The organism is Planococcus antarcticus DSM 14505 (assembly GCF_001687565.2).
Taxonomy (GTDB): Bacteria; Bacillota; Bacilli; order Bacillales_A; family Planococcaceae; genus Planococcus; species Planococcus antarcticus.
In genome coordinates, this window is record NZ_CP016534.2 from 2977142 (window position 1) to 2993145 (window position 16004).

Consider the following 16004-nt stretch of genomic DNA (forward strand, 5'->3'; position numbering starts at 1 on the left):
CATTCCCGAAGAGATGTTTGAAAGGTCGTTCTTTCGATTCAATTAAAACGCTTACTTTTTCTTACGTTATTTGAGGATCAGTAGCGAATGATTGAGAAGATCTTTAAAGAAGAAGTCCGGCAAATTGCCGGACTCATTTTATGAAGTAGGATCGTTAATCGTTCATTACAAGATTCGGCTTTTTCTGCAGACTGTGACGCCCTTCAATAAAGCGAATGGTTCCAGATTTCGCGCGCATGACCAATGTATGGCTTTCTGCGAAACCACCTTTTAGCTGGACGCCTTTTAATAGTTCTCCGTCTGTAACGCCTGTGGCCGCAAAAATGGCATCATCGCCTTTGACAAGGTCATCCATCATCAGGACTTTACTCACGTCAATGCCCATATCGATGCAACGCTGCGCTTCTTCTTCGTTCTGCGGAAGCAATTTCCCTTGGATTTCGCCACCTAGGCATTTTAAGCCGACTGCAGCGATCACGCCTTCAGGTGCTCCACCCACTCCGAACAAAATGTCTACACCGGTTTGGTCGAATGCCGTATTAATCGCTCCTGCAACATCACCGTCTGAAATCAGTTTAATACGGGCTCCCGCAGCACGGATTTGATCGATGATATCTTGATGACGCGGACGATCCATAACTGTGGCAACGACGTCTTCGATATCCTTATTCTTGGCTTTTGCCACGGCACGAAGGTTGTCGATAACTGGCGCATTGATATCGATTTTGCCTACTGATTCTGGCCCAACCGCAATTTTGTCCATATACATATCAGGCGCATTCAGAAGGTTGCCGCGGTCAGCGATTGCAAGAACTGCCAAAGCATTCCATCCACCAGCGGCTACGATATTTGTTCCTTCCAAAGGATCTACTGCAACATCCACTTCCGGACCGTTGCCTGTTCCCAATTCTTCACCGATATACAGCATGGGCGCTTCATCCATCTCACCTTCACCGATGACGACTACACCACGCATCGGGATGGTATCAAATACCTTTCTCATTGCGGTGGTCGCTGCATCATCTGCTTCGATCTTCATGCCGCGGCCCATCCATTTTGAGGAGGCAATTGCTGCCGCTTCAGTGATACGCACTAATTCCATCGATAGACTTCGTTCCATACGATAAGTTCCTCCAGTTCAGCTTTAACTACGTCTTCATCATTGTAGCACATATTTTTGCGTTGAAAGAGAGTCAGTTTGCGTCCTGGCTAAGGTCGGACTTCATGCTTGTAACCGGATCAATCGTTTCTCTCCGAATATCAGCCCCAAGGCCCTGAAGTTTTTCGATGATGGACGAATAGCCTCGTTCGATATGGTAGATTTCACGGATTTCAGTTTCACCTTCTGCCAAAAGTCCAGCAATGACCAATGCTGCTCCCGCACGTAAGTCGGATGCTACAACGGTTGCCGAAGTCAACGGAGTCGGACCTGTAATAATTGCCGCTCTTCCTTCCACCCGACCGCTCGCATTCATCCGACGAAGTTCGTCAATATGCTTAAAACGAGCTGAGTAAATGGTATCAGTAATCATAGAAGATCCTTGAGCCTGCGTCATCAGCACAGAAAACGGCTGTTGAAGATCTGTCGCAAATCCCGGATAAACTAAGGTTTTCACATCTATCGCATGCAAATTATTAGATTTAGGAATGTGAATGGATTCTTCATCTTCTTGCACATCGACGCCCATTTCACGCAATTTAGCAGTTAACGCTTCCATATGGAATGGAATTACGTTATCGATAGTTATACCATCTCCTGCTGCGGCAGCCATAATCATGAAGGTTCCGGCTTCAATCCGGTCAGGTATGATTGTATGGTTAGTGCCGTGCAATTCCTCCACGCCATCAATCCGAATAATGTTTGTTCCGGCTCCTTTGATTCTCGCGCCCATATTTGTCAATAAAGTCGCTACATCAATAATTTCCGGCTCTTTTGCAGCATTTTCAATGGTGGTCTGCCCTTTCGCAAGAACAGCGGCGAGCATGATATTGATTGTTGCGCCAACACTGACGACATCCAGATAAATTTTAGCGCCTCGAAGTTCATCGGCACGCAAGTAAATCGCACCGTGTTCGTTCGTCACTTTTGCACCAAGCGCTTCAAAGCCCTTGATGTGCTGGTCAATCGGGCGTGGCCCTAAGAAACAGCCCCCCGGCAAACCGATTGCGGCATGCTTAAAGCGGCCCAGCATTGCGCCCATCATATAGTAAGAAGCACGCAATTTTTTCACATTACCATTTGGCAAAGGTATATCTATCATTTTTGACGGGTCAATGTTCATTGTCCCATCTTCAAACGATACTTCCCCGCCGATTTCTTCCAGAATGCTTTTCAGTGTCCATACGTCGGAAATTTCCGGCAATCCCTCGATCGATACGGGCGAATTCGCCAAAATCGATGCAGGAATCAAAGCGACTGCGCTGTTTTTAGCGCCATTGACCTTAATTGTTCCGGAAAGGCGATTACCGCCCTTTATTTTATAAACATCCATTAAATTTCTCCTTTATCCACTTTTCCGGCAGCTCGTTTGGCCTGAAAAGTTCCATTGGTTCGGCTTCTAGGCTGGCTGCCGATCACAACTTACGTTTTCTCCGCTTTAGCGGCTTTCATTTCCCCTGTTTCTCAATCGGAAAATCGACTATATAAGATGAACTAATGATTCCAGCCTATCGATATTCCGCAAACCAGCTCCTAAAAACCCATGCTCCTGCATCGCTATGCTAGCTTCGTCGCAAAGCCGTTGACCGAACTCCTTTCGGTCAACGCCTTTCCTGTTGGAGCAGTGAAGCGACTTCCAAGAGGCTCAAGCGACATCCTTGACAATTGGCACCGCGACGTCCTGTTCGTCACGCCAGTTGCATAATCCACATCCTATGGGCCCAAAGCGTCCGTCTGAAGCGATTTCTTCTTTTCCTGACCCTCATTGATTTAAAGGATTTTTTTCGTTCAACTTATATAGTTTTTCTTTATTTTACTTCTACTGAACGTTTTTCCCAATCAGCAAGGAACGCTTCGATTCCCTGATCTGTTAACGGGTGTCTGAACATTTGGTGCATCACTTTAATCGGCATTGTAGCAATATGTGCACCGTTTAATGCAGCCTCTGTTACGTGTTGTGGGTGACGGATTGAAGCCGCAATAATTTCCGAAGAAATATCGTGGATCGCGAAAATTTCTGCAATTGTCGCAATCAAGTCCATACCGTTGTGTCCGATATCATCAAGACGTCCAAGGAATGGAGAAACGTAAGCTGCTCCGGCACGTGCTGCTAGCAATGCCTGGTTAGCGCTGAAGATTAAGGTAACGTTTACTTTTTTACCTTCTGCAGCAAGAACCGCACAAGCTTTTAAACCGTCTGGTGTCATCGGTAATTTCACTGTGATATTCGGAGCAAGATCAGCCAGTTCGCGGCCTTCTTTGATCATGTTTTCTGCATCAAGTGCGATAACTTCCCCACTGATCGAACCATCAACAAGCGCGGCGATTTCTTTCAGGCGGTCGTGGAATGAAACATTTTTCTCTTTTGCAACCAGTGATGGATTGGTTGTAACACCTGAAAGAATGCCCCAGGCGTGTGCTTCTTTGATTTCGTCAAAGTTTGCTGTATCGATGAAAAATTTCATAGTATGTCTCCTCCAGTATGACGGGAAAAAGAGAAGGCTCCATTTGGACGCTTCTCTCCCATCTTTTTTGTCTTCTTATTCTGCTTTTCCTGAACTTCCAAACTCACGCATTTTACCCATTACAGTTTTTTTGATAGCATCACGGGCTGGTCCCATGTATTTACGCGGATCATAGACATCCGGATCGTTGTTCAATGCATCACGAACTGCTTGAGCCGATGTAATCTGACTTTCTGTGTTGACATTGATTTTCGATGTACCAAGAGAAACAGCACGTTGAATATCTTTTGTTGGAATTCCTGTCCCACCATGTAATACGAGTGGCACGTCACATTGTTTAGAAATTCCTTCCATTTCTACAAATCCTAAATTTGGTTCGCCCTTATAAGGACCATGGACCGAACCAAGAGCAGGTGCCAGGCAATCGATGCCCGTTTGCTCAACCAGCTGTCTGCATTCCTGCGGATCAGCATAAATAACCCCATCTGCAATGACATCATCTTCCTGTCCACCGACGATTCCCAATTCCGCTTCTACGGAAACATGATGTTGGCGTGCATATTCTACCACTTGTCTCGTGATTTCAATGTTTTCTTCAAACGAATGATGGGATGCATCAATCATAACTGAAGTAAATCCCGCATCAATCGCTTCCTTACATTTTTCAAAGCTAGAACCGTGATCTAAATGAATTGCCACAGGAACGGTAATTTTATAATCATGCATCAATCCTTTAACAATACTAACAACTGTTGTGAAGCCACCCATGTAACGGGCTGCGCCTTCAGAAACTCCGCAGATGACTGGAGAATTCTCTTCCTGCGCGGCTTGAAGAATGGCCTGTGTGAACTCCAAGTTGTTTAAATTAAATTGACCGATTGCATATCCTTCTTGTTTTCCTTTTATCATCATTTCTTTCATTGAAACCAATGGCATTTAGTGTTCCTCCTCAGCAATGTGTAAAGCGAATATCTTTTATACTATATCAAAAACCCTGTATTTACGCTACTTCTTCGTCGTTACTCTTCTAATAGTTGCTTTACTGCATCACGCACTTCAAAAACATCAAAGGGCTTGGTGAAATAACGCTCTGCCCCCCAATTCATCGATTCTTTTATGAGATCGAGTTCGCCATAAGCCGTCATCATAATGACATGTATAGCTGGGTTGCTTTTTTTTAAGCGCTTCAAGATTTCAATGCCATCCATTCCTGGGATTTTCATATCCAATAAAACCAGTTCAGGACAAGCTTCCTGTACTTTTTCAAGCGCTTCTATTCCGCTACCCGCCGCAATCGCTCGGTAACCTTCTTTGCTGAATACTTCTTTTAATAACAGCCGGATTCCTGGCTGATCGTCTACTATCAAAATGGTTTTCAAGAAGAGTCACTCCTTTATCTGCTATACTTTTTTTACGAGGTGAATTTTATGAATCCATTAACTACACAGTTGACTCGCTTGTTTGAACGACTTTCGCAGCAGCAAACTGACATTGACAGCATTGCCGGCGTTTTGGCGCAGGCCTCTGCCGCGGGAGGAACCATTTTTATCGCAGCTTTCGGTGAAATGAAAGCCGTCGCTGCGGCCGCCATCTACAGTTCAGAACCCTTAACGGCTGCAGTAGAATGGTCGCCATCCAGCGTCGTTACCAGTACCGACCGTGTCTGGATCTTATCGCCGAATAAAGAAGGAGATGAGCTTGCTGGTAGATTGTCGGATGCTGGTATTCCGTTCGCGTTTGTTTCTTCACAATCGGACGAACGTGAATTAGCTGACGCCTTTTTGCTCTTGGATGGCCAAGAGGACTCCTTGATGAAGGACGACAGCGAGCCCGTGTTAGTTCCGCACGCTATGGCAGCGCTGTATATATATTACGCTGTAAAGCTACGCATTGATGCACTGCTGGCTGAATAGATAGGTTTATGCACAAAAGCCTTCCCTTTTTTCCAAGGGAAGGCTTTTGCCATTTGTTTATTTGTTGGCAATGGATGCTTTCACAAACTCCCGGAACAATGGCTGTGGACGGTTCGGACGTGAAATAAACTCCGGATGGAATTGGCAAGCGACGAACCACGGGTGGTCAGCAACTTCGATAATTTCTACCAGACGGCCATCCGGGCTGGTTCCTGTAAATTTGAATCCGGCATTCTCGAAAGCCTCACGGTATTCATTATTGAACTCGTAACGATGACGATGTCTTTCATAAACCAATTCTTCGCCATAAGCTTCGTGCGCTTTCGAACCTTTTTCAAGTTTCGCAGGGTACAAACCAAGACGAAGCGTTCCACCTAAGTCTTCGATATCTTTTTGCTCAGGCAAAAGATCGATGACTGGGTAAGGTGTTTTAGCATTCAATTCAGAAGAATGTGCGCCTTCTAAGTTCATGATGTTGCGTGCAAATTCGACAGAAGCCAATTGCATGCCTAGACATATACCAAAGAACGGCACGTTGTTTTCACGCGCAAATTGTGTTGCAGCGATCTTCCCTTCAACGCCACGATCGCCGAAGCCACCCGGAACAAGAATTCCGTCGCAGTCTTTCAATTTCTCCGCTACGTTTTCTGCGTTAATGTGTTCGGCGTTGATCCAATCCACTTCAATTTCAGAATCGAAGGCGAAACCAGCATGTTTCAACGATTCCACGACAGAAATATAGGCATCCTGCAACTCTACATATTTTCCGACTAGTCCAATGCGCACGCTGTCTTTGAGTGATTTTACTTTTTCGACCAAGGCTGTCCATTCCGTCATATCAGCTTCTGGCGCATCAATTCCGAAATGATCCAGGACAATCTGATCCATATGCTGCTCTTGAAGACGAAGCGGCATTTCATAAATCACATCAACATCGCGTGATTCAATTACTTCTTCCGGCTTAATATCACAGAACAAAGCAATTTTGTCTTTCATATCCTGCGGCACTGGATGTTCAGTACGCACAACAATTAGGTTCGGTTGAATTCCGAGGCTGCGAAGCTCTTTCACACTATGCTGTGTCGGTTTTGTTTTCATTTCTTTAGCAGCCCCAAGATACGGAATCAAGGTACAGTGGATATACATGACTTCATCGCGCCCAAGATCTGAACGCATTTGACGAATCGCTTCGAGGAATGGCAAGGATTCGATATCGCCGACAGTTCCGCCAATTTCTGTAATGACTACATCCGCTTTTGCTGTTTTGGCGGCGCGCAATAGACGGTCTTTGATTTCATTGGTGATGTGCGGAATAACCTGAACCGTTCCGCCCAAATAATCGCCTCGGCGTTCTTTCTGAATAACAGTCGAATAGACTTTCCCAGTTGTTACGTTTGAGTATTTATTTAAATTAATGTCGATAAAACGTTCGTAATGGCCAAGATCCAAATCCGTTTCTGCGCCATCATCTGTTACATAAACTTCTCCGTGCTGATATGGACTCATTGTTCCTGGGTCCACATTGATGTAAGGATCGAATTTTTGAATCGTTACATTCAACCCTCTGTTTTTCAATAAACGCCCTAATGATGCGGCTGTAATGCCTTTCCCGAGTGATGATACAACACCACCAGTTACAAATATATACTTCGTCATGCCTGCTTCCTCCTCGAATGGTAAAAATAAAAAGCGCTCCACCTGCTGCATGCAGGGGGAGCGCGTAAACTGTACGAATCATCTCTCCTATTATAAGGAGCCCAGATAAAATCTTATCCAGTCTCGCCTCATAAGTCAAGGTGAAAAAATGTTCAGATTACTTCAAGTCATCTTCTTCTTCGTCGTCATCGTCGTCGTCATCATCTTCATCGATGATGTTGCCGTCTAGATCTTCGACCAAAACATCGCTGTCTTCTTCGTCGTCGTCTGCGTCAAAATCAAGCACTTCCACTTCGACAGGCGCTTTAACCACTTCGTCGTCCTCGTCTTCGTCGTCTTCACCGAAGTCCTCGAATTCCAATTCATCTTCCAATGACAATTCATCCAGATCGTCAAAGCCTTCATCGTCAGCCACTTTGGCTTTCTTCTTGCGCGCTTTAACAGTCGGCGCCGACTCTTCTTCAATCTGTTCAACTGGATACCATTCGCGAAGGCCCCAGCGATTTTCGCCTAAGATTAAAAAGCGGCCGTCGATATTCAAATCCGTATAGAATTGAACCAAACGGTCCTTCATATCTTCTTTCGATAAGTTCATCATTTTTTCGATTTCTGCGACAAGCTCTGCATATGTTTTCGTTTCGTGCGTTTCTTCCAACATTGCATATGTCAAGTCAACAAACGACTCTTCTATCAGTTCTTCTTTAGATAATTCACGAATTTTCATTCCGTGCACGTCCCTTCTTCTTTCATAACTTAATCCATTATATACAAACTAACTAGTCTCCGCTACCGTGTATTCTTTTTTCTTGGATCTATTTGTCTCCACCCAAAATAAAATAAATAAAGCGCCAGAACCATAAAAGGAATTGACCCCAATGCCTTATTGTACAGGAAGAAAATCAGTATGACACAGATTATGATGATTATATAGTGACCAGCTTTGCGCATGGGATCCATCCTTCTTAGTTTATGCGATACATATTCTTCTAGTATACAGAAAATGAGAGAGGATATCGACTTGGTAATGCGCTTGAAGGAAGTTGTGTGATTTGTATGGAATTTTTTTCTTTCTATTATTATATTAATGGGTCAAATTACTTTATATTTCTAATTTTTGCGCTAGTTTTACGCATTTTCTACTGAACGTACGTATTTTTTTCTAAACACGCGTGTTTTATGCTGAGCGTGCATATCCTTTTCTGAGCGTGCGTATTTCCTGCTAAACGTGCGTATTCTTTGCTGAACGTGCACACCGTTTTTGAACGACGAAAAACTCATCCTTTCCAAATTAATCCCTTTCCTGATTCCTCACAAAAGTAAAGACGCAAAATCCGTCTTCCAATGGATTTCGCGTCTTTATCAATCTTTATTCAGCTCTTACACCCAGCCCCTCGGGTCGTAAGCTGTTTTGGCTGTCCAGTTGCAAGTGCCTAGCTCTTCGGATCATAAGTCAAACCGGCTGCGTGGCAAAGAACGCCATTTCTCCGGTTCGCCTTATGCCTATCAGAGCTAAACAGGCACTTTCACTTTTCTAGCTGTGCGGCTGAAGAAACGCCGCTTCGCCAAACCCTCTCACGCCGGTCAGAGCAAAACGGTTGCTTCCGCTTTTCTACTTATCCAGCTTCTCGCCCAGCCCCTCGGGGTCTTAAGGCAACTCGACTGTGCGGCTGAAGAAACGCCGCTTCGCCGAGTCACCTTAAGCTTGTCGGGCCTTTCGTGGGCGAATCCGCTTTTCTACTTACATATTCCGTCTATACTGCCCGCCTACTTCATACAAAGCTGTGGTGATTTGGCCGAGGCTAGCGACTTTTACGGTTTCCATTAACTCTTCGAAGATGTTGCCGCCGGTCTTGGCTGCTTGCTTTAGGCGCTCCAAAGCTTCGGTTGAGTCATTGCGTTCCTGGAAGGCGCGCAGGTTGCCGATTTGTGTTTCTTTTTCTTCTGTTGTGGCGCGGGCGATTTCCATCGCGTTGATGTCGTCGTCCGATTGCGGATTCGGGTTCAAGTAGGTGTTGACTCCGATGATTGGCAATTCGCCTGTGTGTTTTTTCATTTCGTAATGCATGGATTCTTCTTGGATTTTGCCGCGTTGGTATTGTGTTTCCATTGCGCCCAAGACGCCTCCACGGTCATTGATGCGATCAAATTCAGTCATTACCGCATCTTCTACCAATTGCGTCATTTCTTCAATGATAAATGCACCTTGAAGCGGGTTCTCATTTTTCGACAAGCCATGCTCTTTGGTGATAATCATCTGAATCGCCATTGCGCGGCGGACTGATTCTTCCGTCGGTGTGGTGATTGCTTCATCGTAAGCGTTCGTATGCAGCGAGTTACAGTTATCCTGTAACGCCATCAACGCTTGCAAGGTTGTACGGATGTCGTTGAAGTCAATTTCCTGTGCATGCAAGCTGCGTCCCGAAGTTTGTACATGGTATTTCAGTTTCTGGCTGCGTTCATTAGCACCGTATTTATCGCGCATCACGATTGCCCAAATGCGGCGTGCTACACGGCCGATAACCGTATACTCCGGATCTAGTCCGTTCGAGAAAAAGAACGATAGGTTCGGCGCAAAGTCATCGATGTTCATGCCGCGGCTCAAGTAATATTCCACATATGTGAAGCCATTAGAAAGCGTGAACGCCAGTTGTGAAATCGGATTCGCGCCCGCTTCCGCAATGTGGTAGCCCGAAATCGATACCGAGTAATAATTACGCACTTTGTGGTCGATAAAGTATTGCTGGATATCCCCCATCATGCGCAATGCAAATTCCGTCGAGAAGATACACGTATTTTGTCCTTGGTCTTCTTTCAAAATATCAGCTTGTACAGTTCCTCGTACAACTTGCAACGTGCTTTCGCGGACTTCCGTAAATTCTTCGACCGTCAATGTGCGGCCCAGTTTTTCTTCGTTTATCTTAACTTGCTGATCGATAGCCGTGTTCATGAACATCGCCAAAATAATCGGTGCTGGTCCGTTGATGGTCATGGAAACAGAAGTGGTCGGTGCGCACAAATCAAACCCTTCATAAAGTTTCTTCATGTCATCGAGTGTACAAATGGATACGCCTGATTCCCCGACTTTTCCGTAAATATCCGGACGGTGATCCGGATCTTCGCCGTAAAGCGTCACCGAGTCGAACGCAGTCGATAAGCGTTTTGCATCATCGTCTTTTGATAAATAATGGAAACGGCGATTGGTCCGTTCAGGTGTTCCTTCGCCAGCAAACTGGCGCTTTGGATCTTCGCCTGCACGTTTGAACGGAAATACGCCTGCAGTATAAGGGAATGAACCTGGAGCGTTCTCCAAATAAACCCATGACAAAATTTCGCCGTAATCAACGAATTTCGGCAATACGACGCGAGGCACTTTAATGCCGGATAGACTTTCTGTACGCAAGATCGTACGGATTTCTTTATCGCGTACTGTTGTAACGAATTCGTCTCCAGCATACATTTCTTTCAAAGCATCCCAGTTAGCGAGAATGCGTTTAGATTCTGCAGTCAATTCATCGCGAACGCCGTCAGACAGCGACTCAAGTGAAGCGACCAATGCATCGTCTGGCGCTTTTTCTTTGACGGCTTCGATAGCGCCTTCTAATTGGAACAGACGACGCGCAAAAGCAGATTGCTCTTTTGTTTTTGCATGATAGCCGCGGATTGTATCTGTCAACTCACGCAAATAATAACGGCGGTTGTTTGGAATGATGAGGTTCTCTTTTTGGGTTTTAACGAATTTATCGTAATCCGTTTCCCAATCAGTTCCACATGTTTCATTGACCGTGCCCACTAATGCTGCAAATAGAGAGTTTGTTCCTTTATCGTTGAACTGGCTGGCAATCGTACCGTAAACCGGCATATCATCCAGTTCTTTTTCCCATAACAGGCGGCTGCGCTGATACTGTTTCTGCACTTGGCGAAGCGCATCCTGCGAGCCGCTCCGTTCGAATTTGTTGATGACGATTAAGTCTGCATAATCAATCATGTCGATTTTTTCAAGCTGAGACGGCGCACCAAATTCACTGGTCATGACGTACATCGAGACGTCTGAGAAATTAGCGATTTCTGCATCGCCTTGACCAATCCCGCTCGTTTCAACGATGATCAAGTCAAAATCTGCCGCTTTTACGACATCTAAAACGTCCCCGATTGCGCCTGACAATTCAGAACGCGAACCACGTGTTGCCAAACTTCTCATAAAGACGCGCTTGTTGAAAATTGCGTTCATGCGTATCCGGTCACCTAAAAGTGCACCGCCCGTTTTCTGCTTGGTCGGGTCGATCGACAGGATGGCGATTTTCTTGTCTGGAAGTTCAGACAGGAATCGACGAATCAATTCATCGGTTAACGAACTTTTACCGGCGCCGCCTGTTCCGGTGATTCCAAGGACAGGTGTGTTTTTTGTCTGTTCCCGGACCGCTCTCAGCAAGTCGTCGGTATCCGTATCCCGTGTGTGGGCTTCTTCTGCCGCTGTAATAATGTTCGACAGTACAACCGGTTTGTCAGCTGACAAGTTTTCGATTTTCTGATCTTTTTTCACCGTCGAGAAATCACATTCTTCGACAATTTCCGTGATCATTCCTTGCAAACCTTTTTTGCGGCCGTCTTCAGGCGAAAAGATGCCAGCAATGCCGTATTCTTCAAGTTCTTTGATTTCACGAGGTAAAATAACGCCTCCGCCTCCGCCGTAAATACGGATCTGCGAAGCGCCTTTTTCCTCCAGTAAATCATGCATATACTTAAAGTATTCCATATGGCCGCCCTGATAAGAAGAAATACAAATACCCTGAACATCTTCCTGGATTGCCGCATTGACTACTTCTTCAACAGAACGGTTGTGGCCCAAGTGAATGACTTCGGCGCCGCTCGATTGCAAAATCCGGCGCATGATATTGATGGACGCGTCATGACCGTCAAAAAGACTAGAAGCTGTGACAAAGCGAATATGGTTTTTCGGCTGATAGGTTTTCGTTTCTTCAATGATAGCCATTATGATCAAGCCCCCTGTATTGAAATGTGTTCTCCTGCCATCCCCTGCAAGAGAAATTTGGTTTGCATATCGATAAATTCCTGGATGGTGAAATCGTTCAACGCCCATCGTCTGAATGCCCACATCTGACCCTGTACAAATATATGATGGGCAGCCATGACCACTTCTTTTGGTGTCATCTTGATCTCATTGTTGTCGACGCATTGTGTCAATAAGCGTTCAAAAATCGCTACCATTTCAAGCTCTTTATCCAGCACATAACTTAATGCATCTTTTGGCAATGATTTGGATTCTTGGTACATGACCACGAACTCGTCCTGCATGTCGTCGATCAGTGTGTAATAATGTTCAATCGCCACCGCCAGAACGTTGATGGAGCCTTGTTCAATATCGAGTCGGTCGAGACGTGTATGCACTTCGTCATAAATCGAGTCACAGACGAGATATAGCACATCTTCCTTGGTCCGGATGTATTCATATAAAGTGCCGATGCTAAAACCAGCCGCTTTGGCAATTTCCCGTGTTGTCGTCCGGTGAAAGCCTTTTTCTTTAAAAAGCGTGACAGCCCCGCGAATCATTTGTTCGCGACGCTTTTCGATCAAGCTTTCATCTTTCACGGAAGACTCAATTTCACGCTTTTTGTTCATAAGGCACCCCTCCGCTTATTTCGTAACCATTCTGGAAATAACCAGACGCTGAACTTCCTGTGTGCCTTCATAAATTTGCGTAATTTTCGCGTCGCGCATAAAGCGTTCGACCGGATAATCTTTCGTGTAGCCGTAACCGCCAAAGACTTGAACCGCTTCAACTGTCACTTTCATTGCTGTGTCACCAGCCATCAATTTCGCCATTGCCGACTCTTTGCTGTAAGATAATTTGTTCGACTCGAGCCAAGCTGCCTGGTATGTCAAAAGACGGGAAGCCTCGATTGACGTTGCCATATCTGCTAATTTAAAGGAAATTCCTTGATTGACTAAAATCGACTTACCGAATTGCTCACGCTCTTTGGCATAATCGATTGACGCGTCAAGCGCACCTTGTGCGATTCCGACAGCCTGAGCTGCAATGCCGTTGCGTCCGCCGTCAAGCGTCTGCATCGCAATTTTAAAGCCTTGGCCAAGTTCGCCCAAAACGTTTTCTTTTGGCACGCGGCAGTTGTCGAAAATGATTTCTGTTGTCGGGCTTGAACGAATGCCTAGCTTGCGCTCTTTTTTACCGACCGAGAAGCCTTCAAAGTCTTTTTCAATGATGAACGCCGTCGTCCCTTTATGCTTCGATTCTGGATCGGTTACCGCAAAGACAACATAAATATCTGCAATACCACCATTAGTAATAAAGATTTTTGAGCCGTTCAAAATATAATGGTCGCCGTCCTCTTTAGCGGAAGTACGCATAGAACCTGCATCAGATCCTGCAGATGGTTCGGTTAAACCGTAAGCGCCAATTTTTGTGCCTTCAGCCATTGGGCGAAGGTATTTTTGTTTTTGTTCTTCTGTTCCGAATGTATATACCGGCCAGCCGGCAAGTGACGTATGCGCCGAAAGTGTAACGCCTGTTGATGCACAAACGCGTGATAATTCTTCAACCGCGATGCAGTAAGCCAAATAATCCGAGCCGATTCCGCCATATTCTTCTGGCCACGGAATTCCTGTAAGACCCAGTTCAGCCATTTTATCAAAAATCTCACGATCAAAACGTTCTTCCTCGTCGCGCTCTTCTGCTGTTGGTGCCACTTCTTTATTGGCGAAATCTCTTACCATTTTGCGGATCATTTCATGTTCTTCAGACAATTGAAAGTTCATTTTCGATTCCTCCGATTACTTGATTAGTTGTTTGCTGATAACCATGCGTTGAATTTCACTGGTACCTTCGTAGATTTCAGTCACTTTTGCATCACGGAACAAGCGCTCGACTGGATAGTCTTTCGTATAGCCGTAACCGCCAAACACTTGAATGGCTTCAATGGTGACGTCCATTGCCGCTTTTGAAGCGAAAAGTTTCGCCATGGAAGCTTGTTTATTGCAATCCTTGCCTTGTGAATACAGGTCAGCTGCGTTGTAAACCAGCAGTTTTGCTGCTTCTACTTGCGTCGCCATGTCTGCCAGTTTAAAGCCGATGCCTTGTTGCTGCGCAATTGGCTTACCAAATTGCACGCGTTCTTTCGCATAAGCAACAGCGTATTCGTAAGCGGCTTCAGCGATGCCAAGCGCTTGTGCTGCAATACCAATACGTCCGACATTCAAATTCGCCATCGCAATGCTAAATCCTTTGTTTTCTTCGCCTAATAAGTTTTCAGCCGGTACGCGCATGTTTTCGAAAGTTAATTGAACAGTTTTCGAACCATGAAGCCCCATTTTCTTTTCGTTTTTGCCGATAACTAAGCCAGGCGTCTCTTTTTCAACGATAAAAGCCGAAATCCCACGAGAACCTGCGGTAGGTTTTGTCGAAGCGAAAACGATATAAGTGTCGGCTGCCCCGCCGTTTGTAATAAAGACTTTCGAGCCGTTTAAGACATAGTCATCGCCGTCTAGAACCGCTTTTGTCTTGAGACTTCCTGCGTCAGATCCCGCTGCAGGCTCTGTTAAACAAAAGGCTCCGAGATATTCACCGCTCGCTAATTTGGGTACATATTTTTCAATTTGCTGTTGTGATCCGAAATTCAAGATTGGATTGGTTCCGACAGACGTATGGACTGATAAAATTACGCCAATTACGCCACTCGCTTTCGATAATTCATGAATGGCTGTGATATAGGAAGTAAAGTCCATTTCTGATCCGCCATATTTTTCTGGAGCAGTAATTCCCATCAAGCCCAGCTTGCCCATTTTCTTAATAATTTCTGTTGGAAATTCATCGTTTTCCATATTTTCAATAAACGGTGCAATTTCTTCTTTGGCAAAATCTCGCACCATGTTGCGCATCATAAGCTGTTCATCTGTAAAGTGCAAATCCATAATGGTTCCTCCTAATTATGCGTAGCTATAGAAACCACGCCCGGTTTTCTTACCAAGCCATCCTGCTTTTACGTATTGACGCAATAATGGACTCGGACGGTATTTGCTGTCGCCGAATCCTTCATGCAGCACTTCCATGATATAGAGGCACGTGTCCAATCCGATGAAATCAGCTAGTTCAAGTGGTCCCATCGGGTGGTTCATGCCCATTTTCATAATGTCGTCAATTGCTTCTTTTGTTGCGACTCCTTCTTGAAGCGTGAAAATCGCTTCATTGATCATCGGCATCAAAATACGATTTGAGACAAATCCTGGGAAATCATTTACTTCTACAGGTGTTTTCGACAATTGCAAGGTCATTTCTTCGACTTTTTTATATACTTCATCTGAAGTTGCCAAGCCACGGATAATTTCCACTAACTTCATCACCGGCACTGGATTCATAAAGTGCATGCCGATTACTTGCTCTGGGCGATTGGTGACTGCAGCAATTTCTGTAATTGGCAAAGATGATGTATTTGTTGCTAAGATAGCATGTTTTGGCGTTACTTCGTCTAGTGTTTTAAAAATACTATGTTTAATCGCCATATTTTCAACAGCCGCTTCGATGACGATGTCGACATCGTGTGCGTCTTTGAGATCTAGCGAAGATGTAATACGTCCAAGAATCGATATTTTTTCATCTTCAGTCATACGCTCTTTTTCAACGTTGCGGGATAAATTTTTGGTGATAGTCGCAATTCCGCGGTCATATGCTTCTTGTTTCATATCATTCAATTTCACATTCAATCCTGCTTGTGCACAAACTTGTGCGATGCCGGAACCCATTTGTCCGGCGCCAATAACCATTACGTTTTGAATCGACAT

At 45.1% G+C, this 16004-nt stretch carries 13 protein-coding genes; 1 reads left to right on the forward strand and 12 read right to left on the reverse strand.

Annotation, left to right across the window (positions count from 1 at the left end):
* Positions 1-154: 154 nt before the first annotated feature.
* The 5 genes from glpX to BBH88_RS14650 all read right to left on the reverse strand — a co-directional run bounded on the left by glpX (position 155) and on the right by BBH88_RS14650 (position 5003).
* On the reverse strand, positions 155-1120 hold the full coding sequence (gene glpX / locus BBH88_RS14630; protein ID WP_006829251.1) for a class II fructose-bisphosphatase: 966 nt from the start codon (positions 1118-1120) through the stop codon (positions 155-157).
* 73 nt (positions 1121-1193) lie between these two features.
* Positions 1194-2492 (reverse strand): UDP-N-acetylglucosamine 1-carboxyvinyltransferase, encoded by a 1299-nt coding sequence (locus BBH88_RS14635; protein ID WP_006829252.1) that lies wholly within the window; start codon positions 2490-2492, stop codon positions 1194-1196.
* Between the two features lie 475 nt (positions 2493-2967).
* On the reverse strand, positions 2968-3624 hold the full coding sequence (fsa, locus tag BBH88_RS14640) for a fructose-6-phosphate aldolase (RefSeq protein WP_006829253.1): 657 nt from the start codon (positions 3622-3624) through the stop codon (positions 2968-2970).
* A 75-nt stretch (positions 3625-3699) separates the two neighbouring features.
* Positions 3700-4560 carry a class II fructose-bisphosphate aldolase gene (locus tag BBH88_RS14645; RefSeq protein WP_006829254.1) on the reverse strand — a complete coding sequence of 287 codons (861 nt, stop codon included), beginning with the start codon at positions 4558-4560 and terminating at the stop codon, positions 3700-3702.
* An 83-nt stretch (positions 4561-4643) separates the two neighbouring features.
* Positions 4644-5003, reverse strand: coding sequence for a response regulator (locus BBH88_RS14650; RefSeq protein ID WP_006829255.1), 360 nt, complete (start codon positions 5001-5003; stop codon positions 4644-4646).
* Positions 5004-5051: 48 nt separating this feature from the next.
* Between BBH88_RS14650 and BBH88_RS14655 the strand changes: the two genes are divergently transcribed.
* Positions 5052-5537 carry a DUF2529 family protein gene (locus BBH88_RS14655; RefSeq protein WP_006829256.1) on the forward strand — a complete coding sequence of 162 codons (486 nt, stop codon included), beginning with the start codon at positions 5052-5054 and terminating at the stop codon, positions 5535-5537.
* A 57-nt stretch (positions 5538-5594) separates the two neighbouring features.
* Here BBH88_RS14655 and BBH88_RS14660 read toward each other — a convergent pair whose 3' ends face one another.
* From BBH88_RS14660 to BBH88_RS14690, 7 genes are all read right to left on the reverse strand, one after another.
* Positions 5595-7193: a CTP synthase gene (locus BBH88_RS14660; protein ID WP_006829257.1), complete on the reverse strand. Its 1599-nt coding sequence runs from the start codon at positions 7191-7193 to the stop codon at positions 5595-5597.
* A 157-nt stretch (positions 7194-7350) separates the two neighbouring features.
* Positions 7351-7917: a DNA-directed RNA polymerase subunit delta gene (gene rpoE, locus BBH88_RS14665; protein ID WP_065536594.1), complete on the reverse strand. Its 567-nt coding sequence runs from the start codon at positions 7915-7917 to the stop codon at positions 7351-7353.
* Between the two features lie 1014 nt (positions 7918-8931).
* On the reverse strand, positions 8932-12183 hold the full coding sequence (gene icmF, locus BBH88_RS14670; RefSeq protein WP_065536593.1) for a fused isobutyryl-CoA mutase/GTPase IcmF: 3252 nt from the start codon (positions 12181-12183) through the stop codon (positions 8932-8934).
* 5 nt (positions 12184-12188) lie between these two features.
* Positions 12189-12830: a TetR/AcrR family transcriptional regulator gene (locus tag BBH88_RS14675; protein ID WP_006829261.1), complete on the reverse strand. Its 642-nt coding sequence runs from the start codon at positions 12828-12830 to the stop codon at positions 12189-12191.
* Positions 12831-12845: 15 nt separating this feature from the next.
* On the reverse strand, positions 12846-13985 hold the full coding sequence (locus tag BBH88_RS14680) for an acyl-CoA dehydrogenase (protein ID WP_006829262.1): 1140 nt from the start codon (positions 13983-13985) through the stop codon (positions 12846-12848).
* Between the two features lie 15 nt (positions 13986-14000).
* Positions 14001-15137: an acyl-CoA dehydrogenase gene (locus BBH88_RS14685; protein WP_006829263.1), complete on the reverse strand. Its 1137-nt coding sequence runs from the start codon at positions 15135-15137 to the stop codon at positions 14001-14003.
* A gap of 15 nt (positions 15138-15152) precedes the next feature.
* Positions 15153-16004 carry a 3-hydroxybutyryl-CoA dehydrogenase gene (locus tag BBH88_RS14690; protein WP_006829264.1) on the reverse strand — a complete coding sequence of 284 codons (852 nt, stop codon included), beginning with the start codon at positions 16002-16004 and terminating at the stop codon, positions 15153-15155.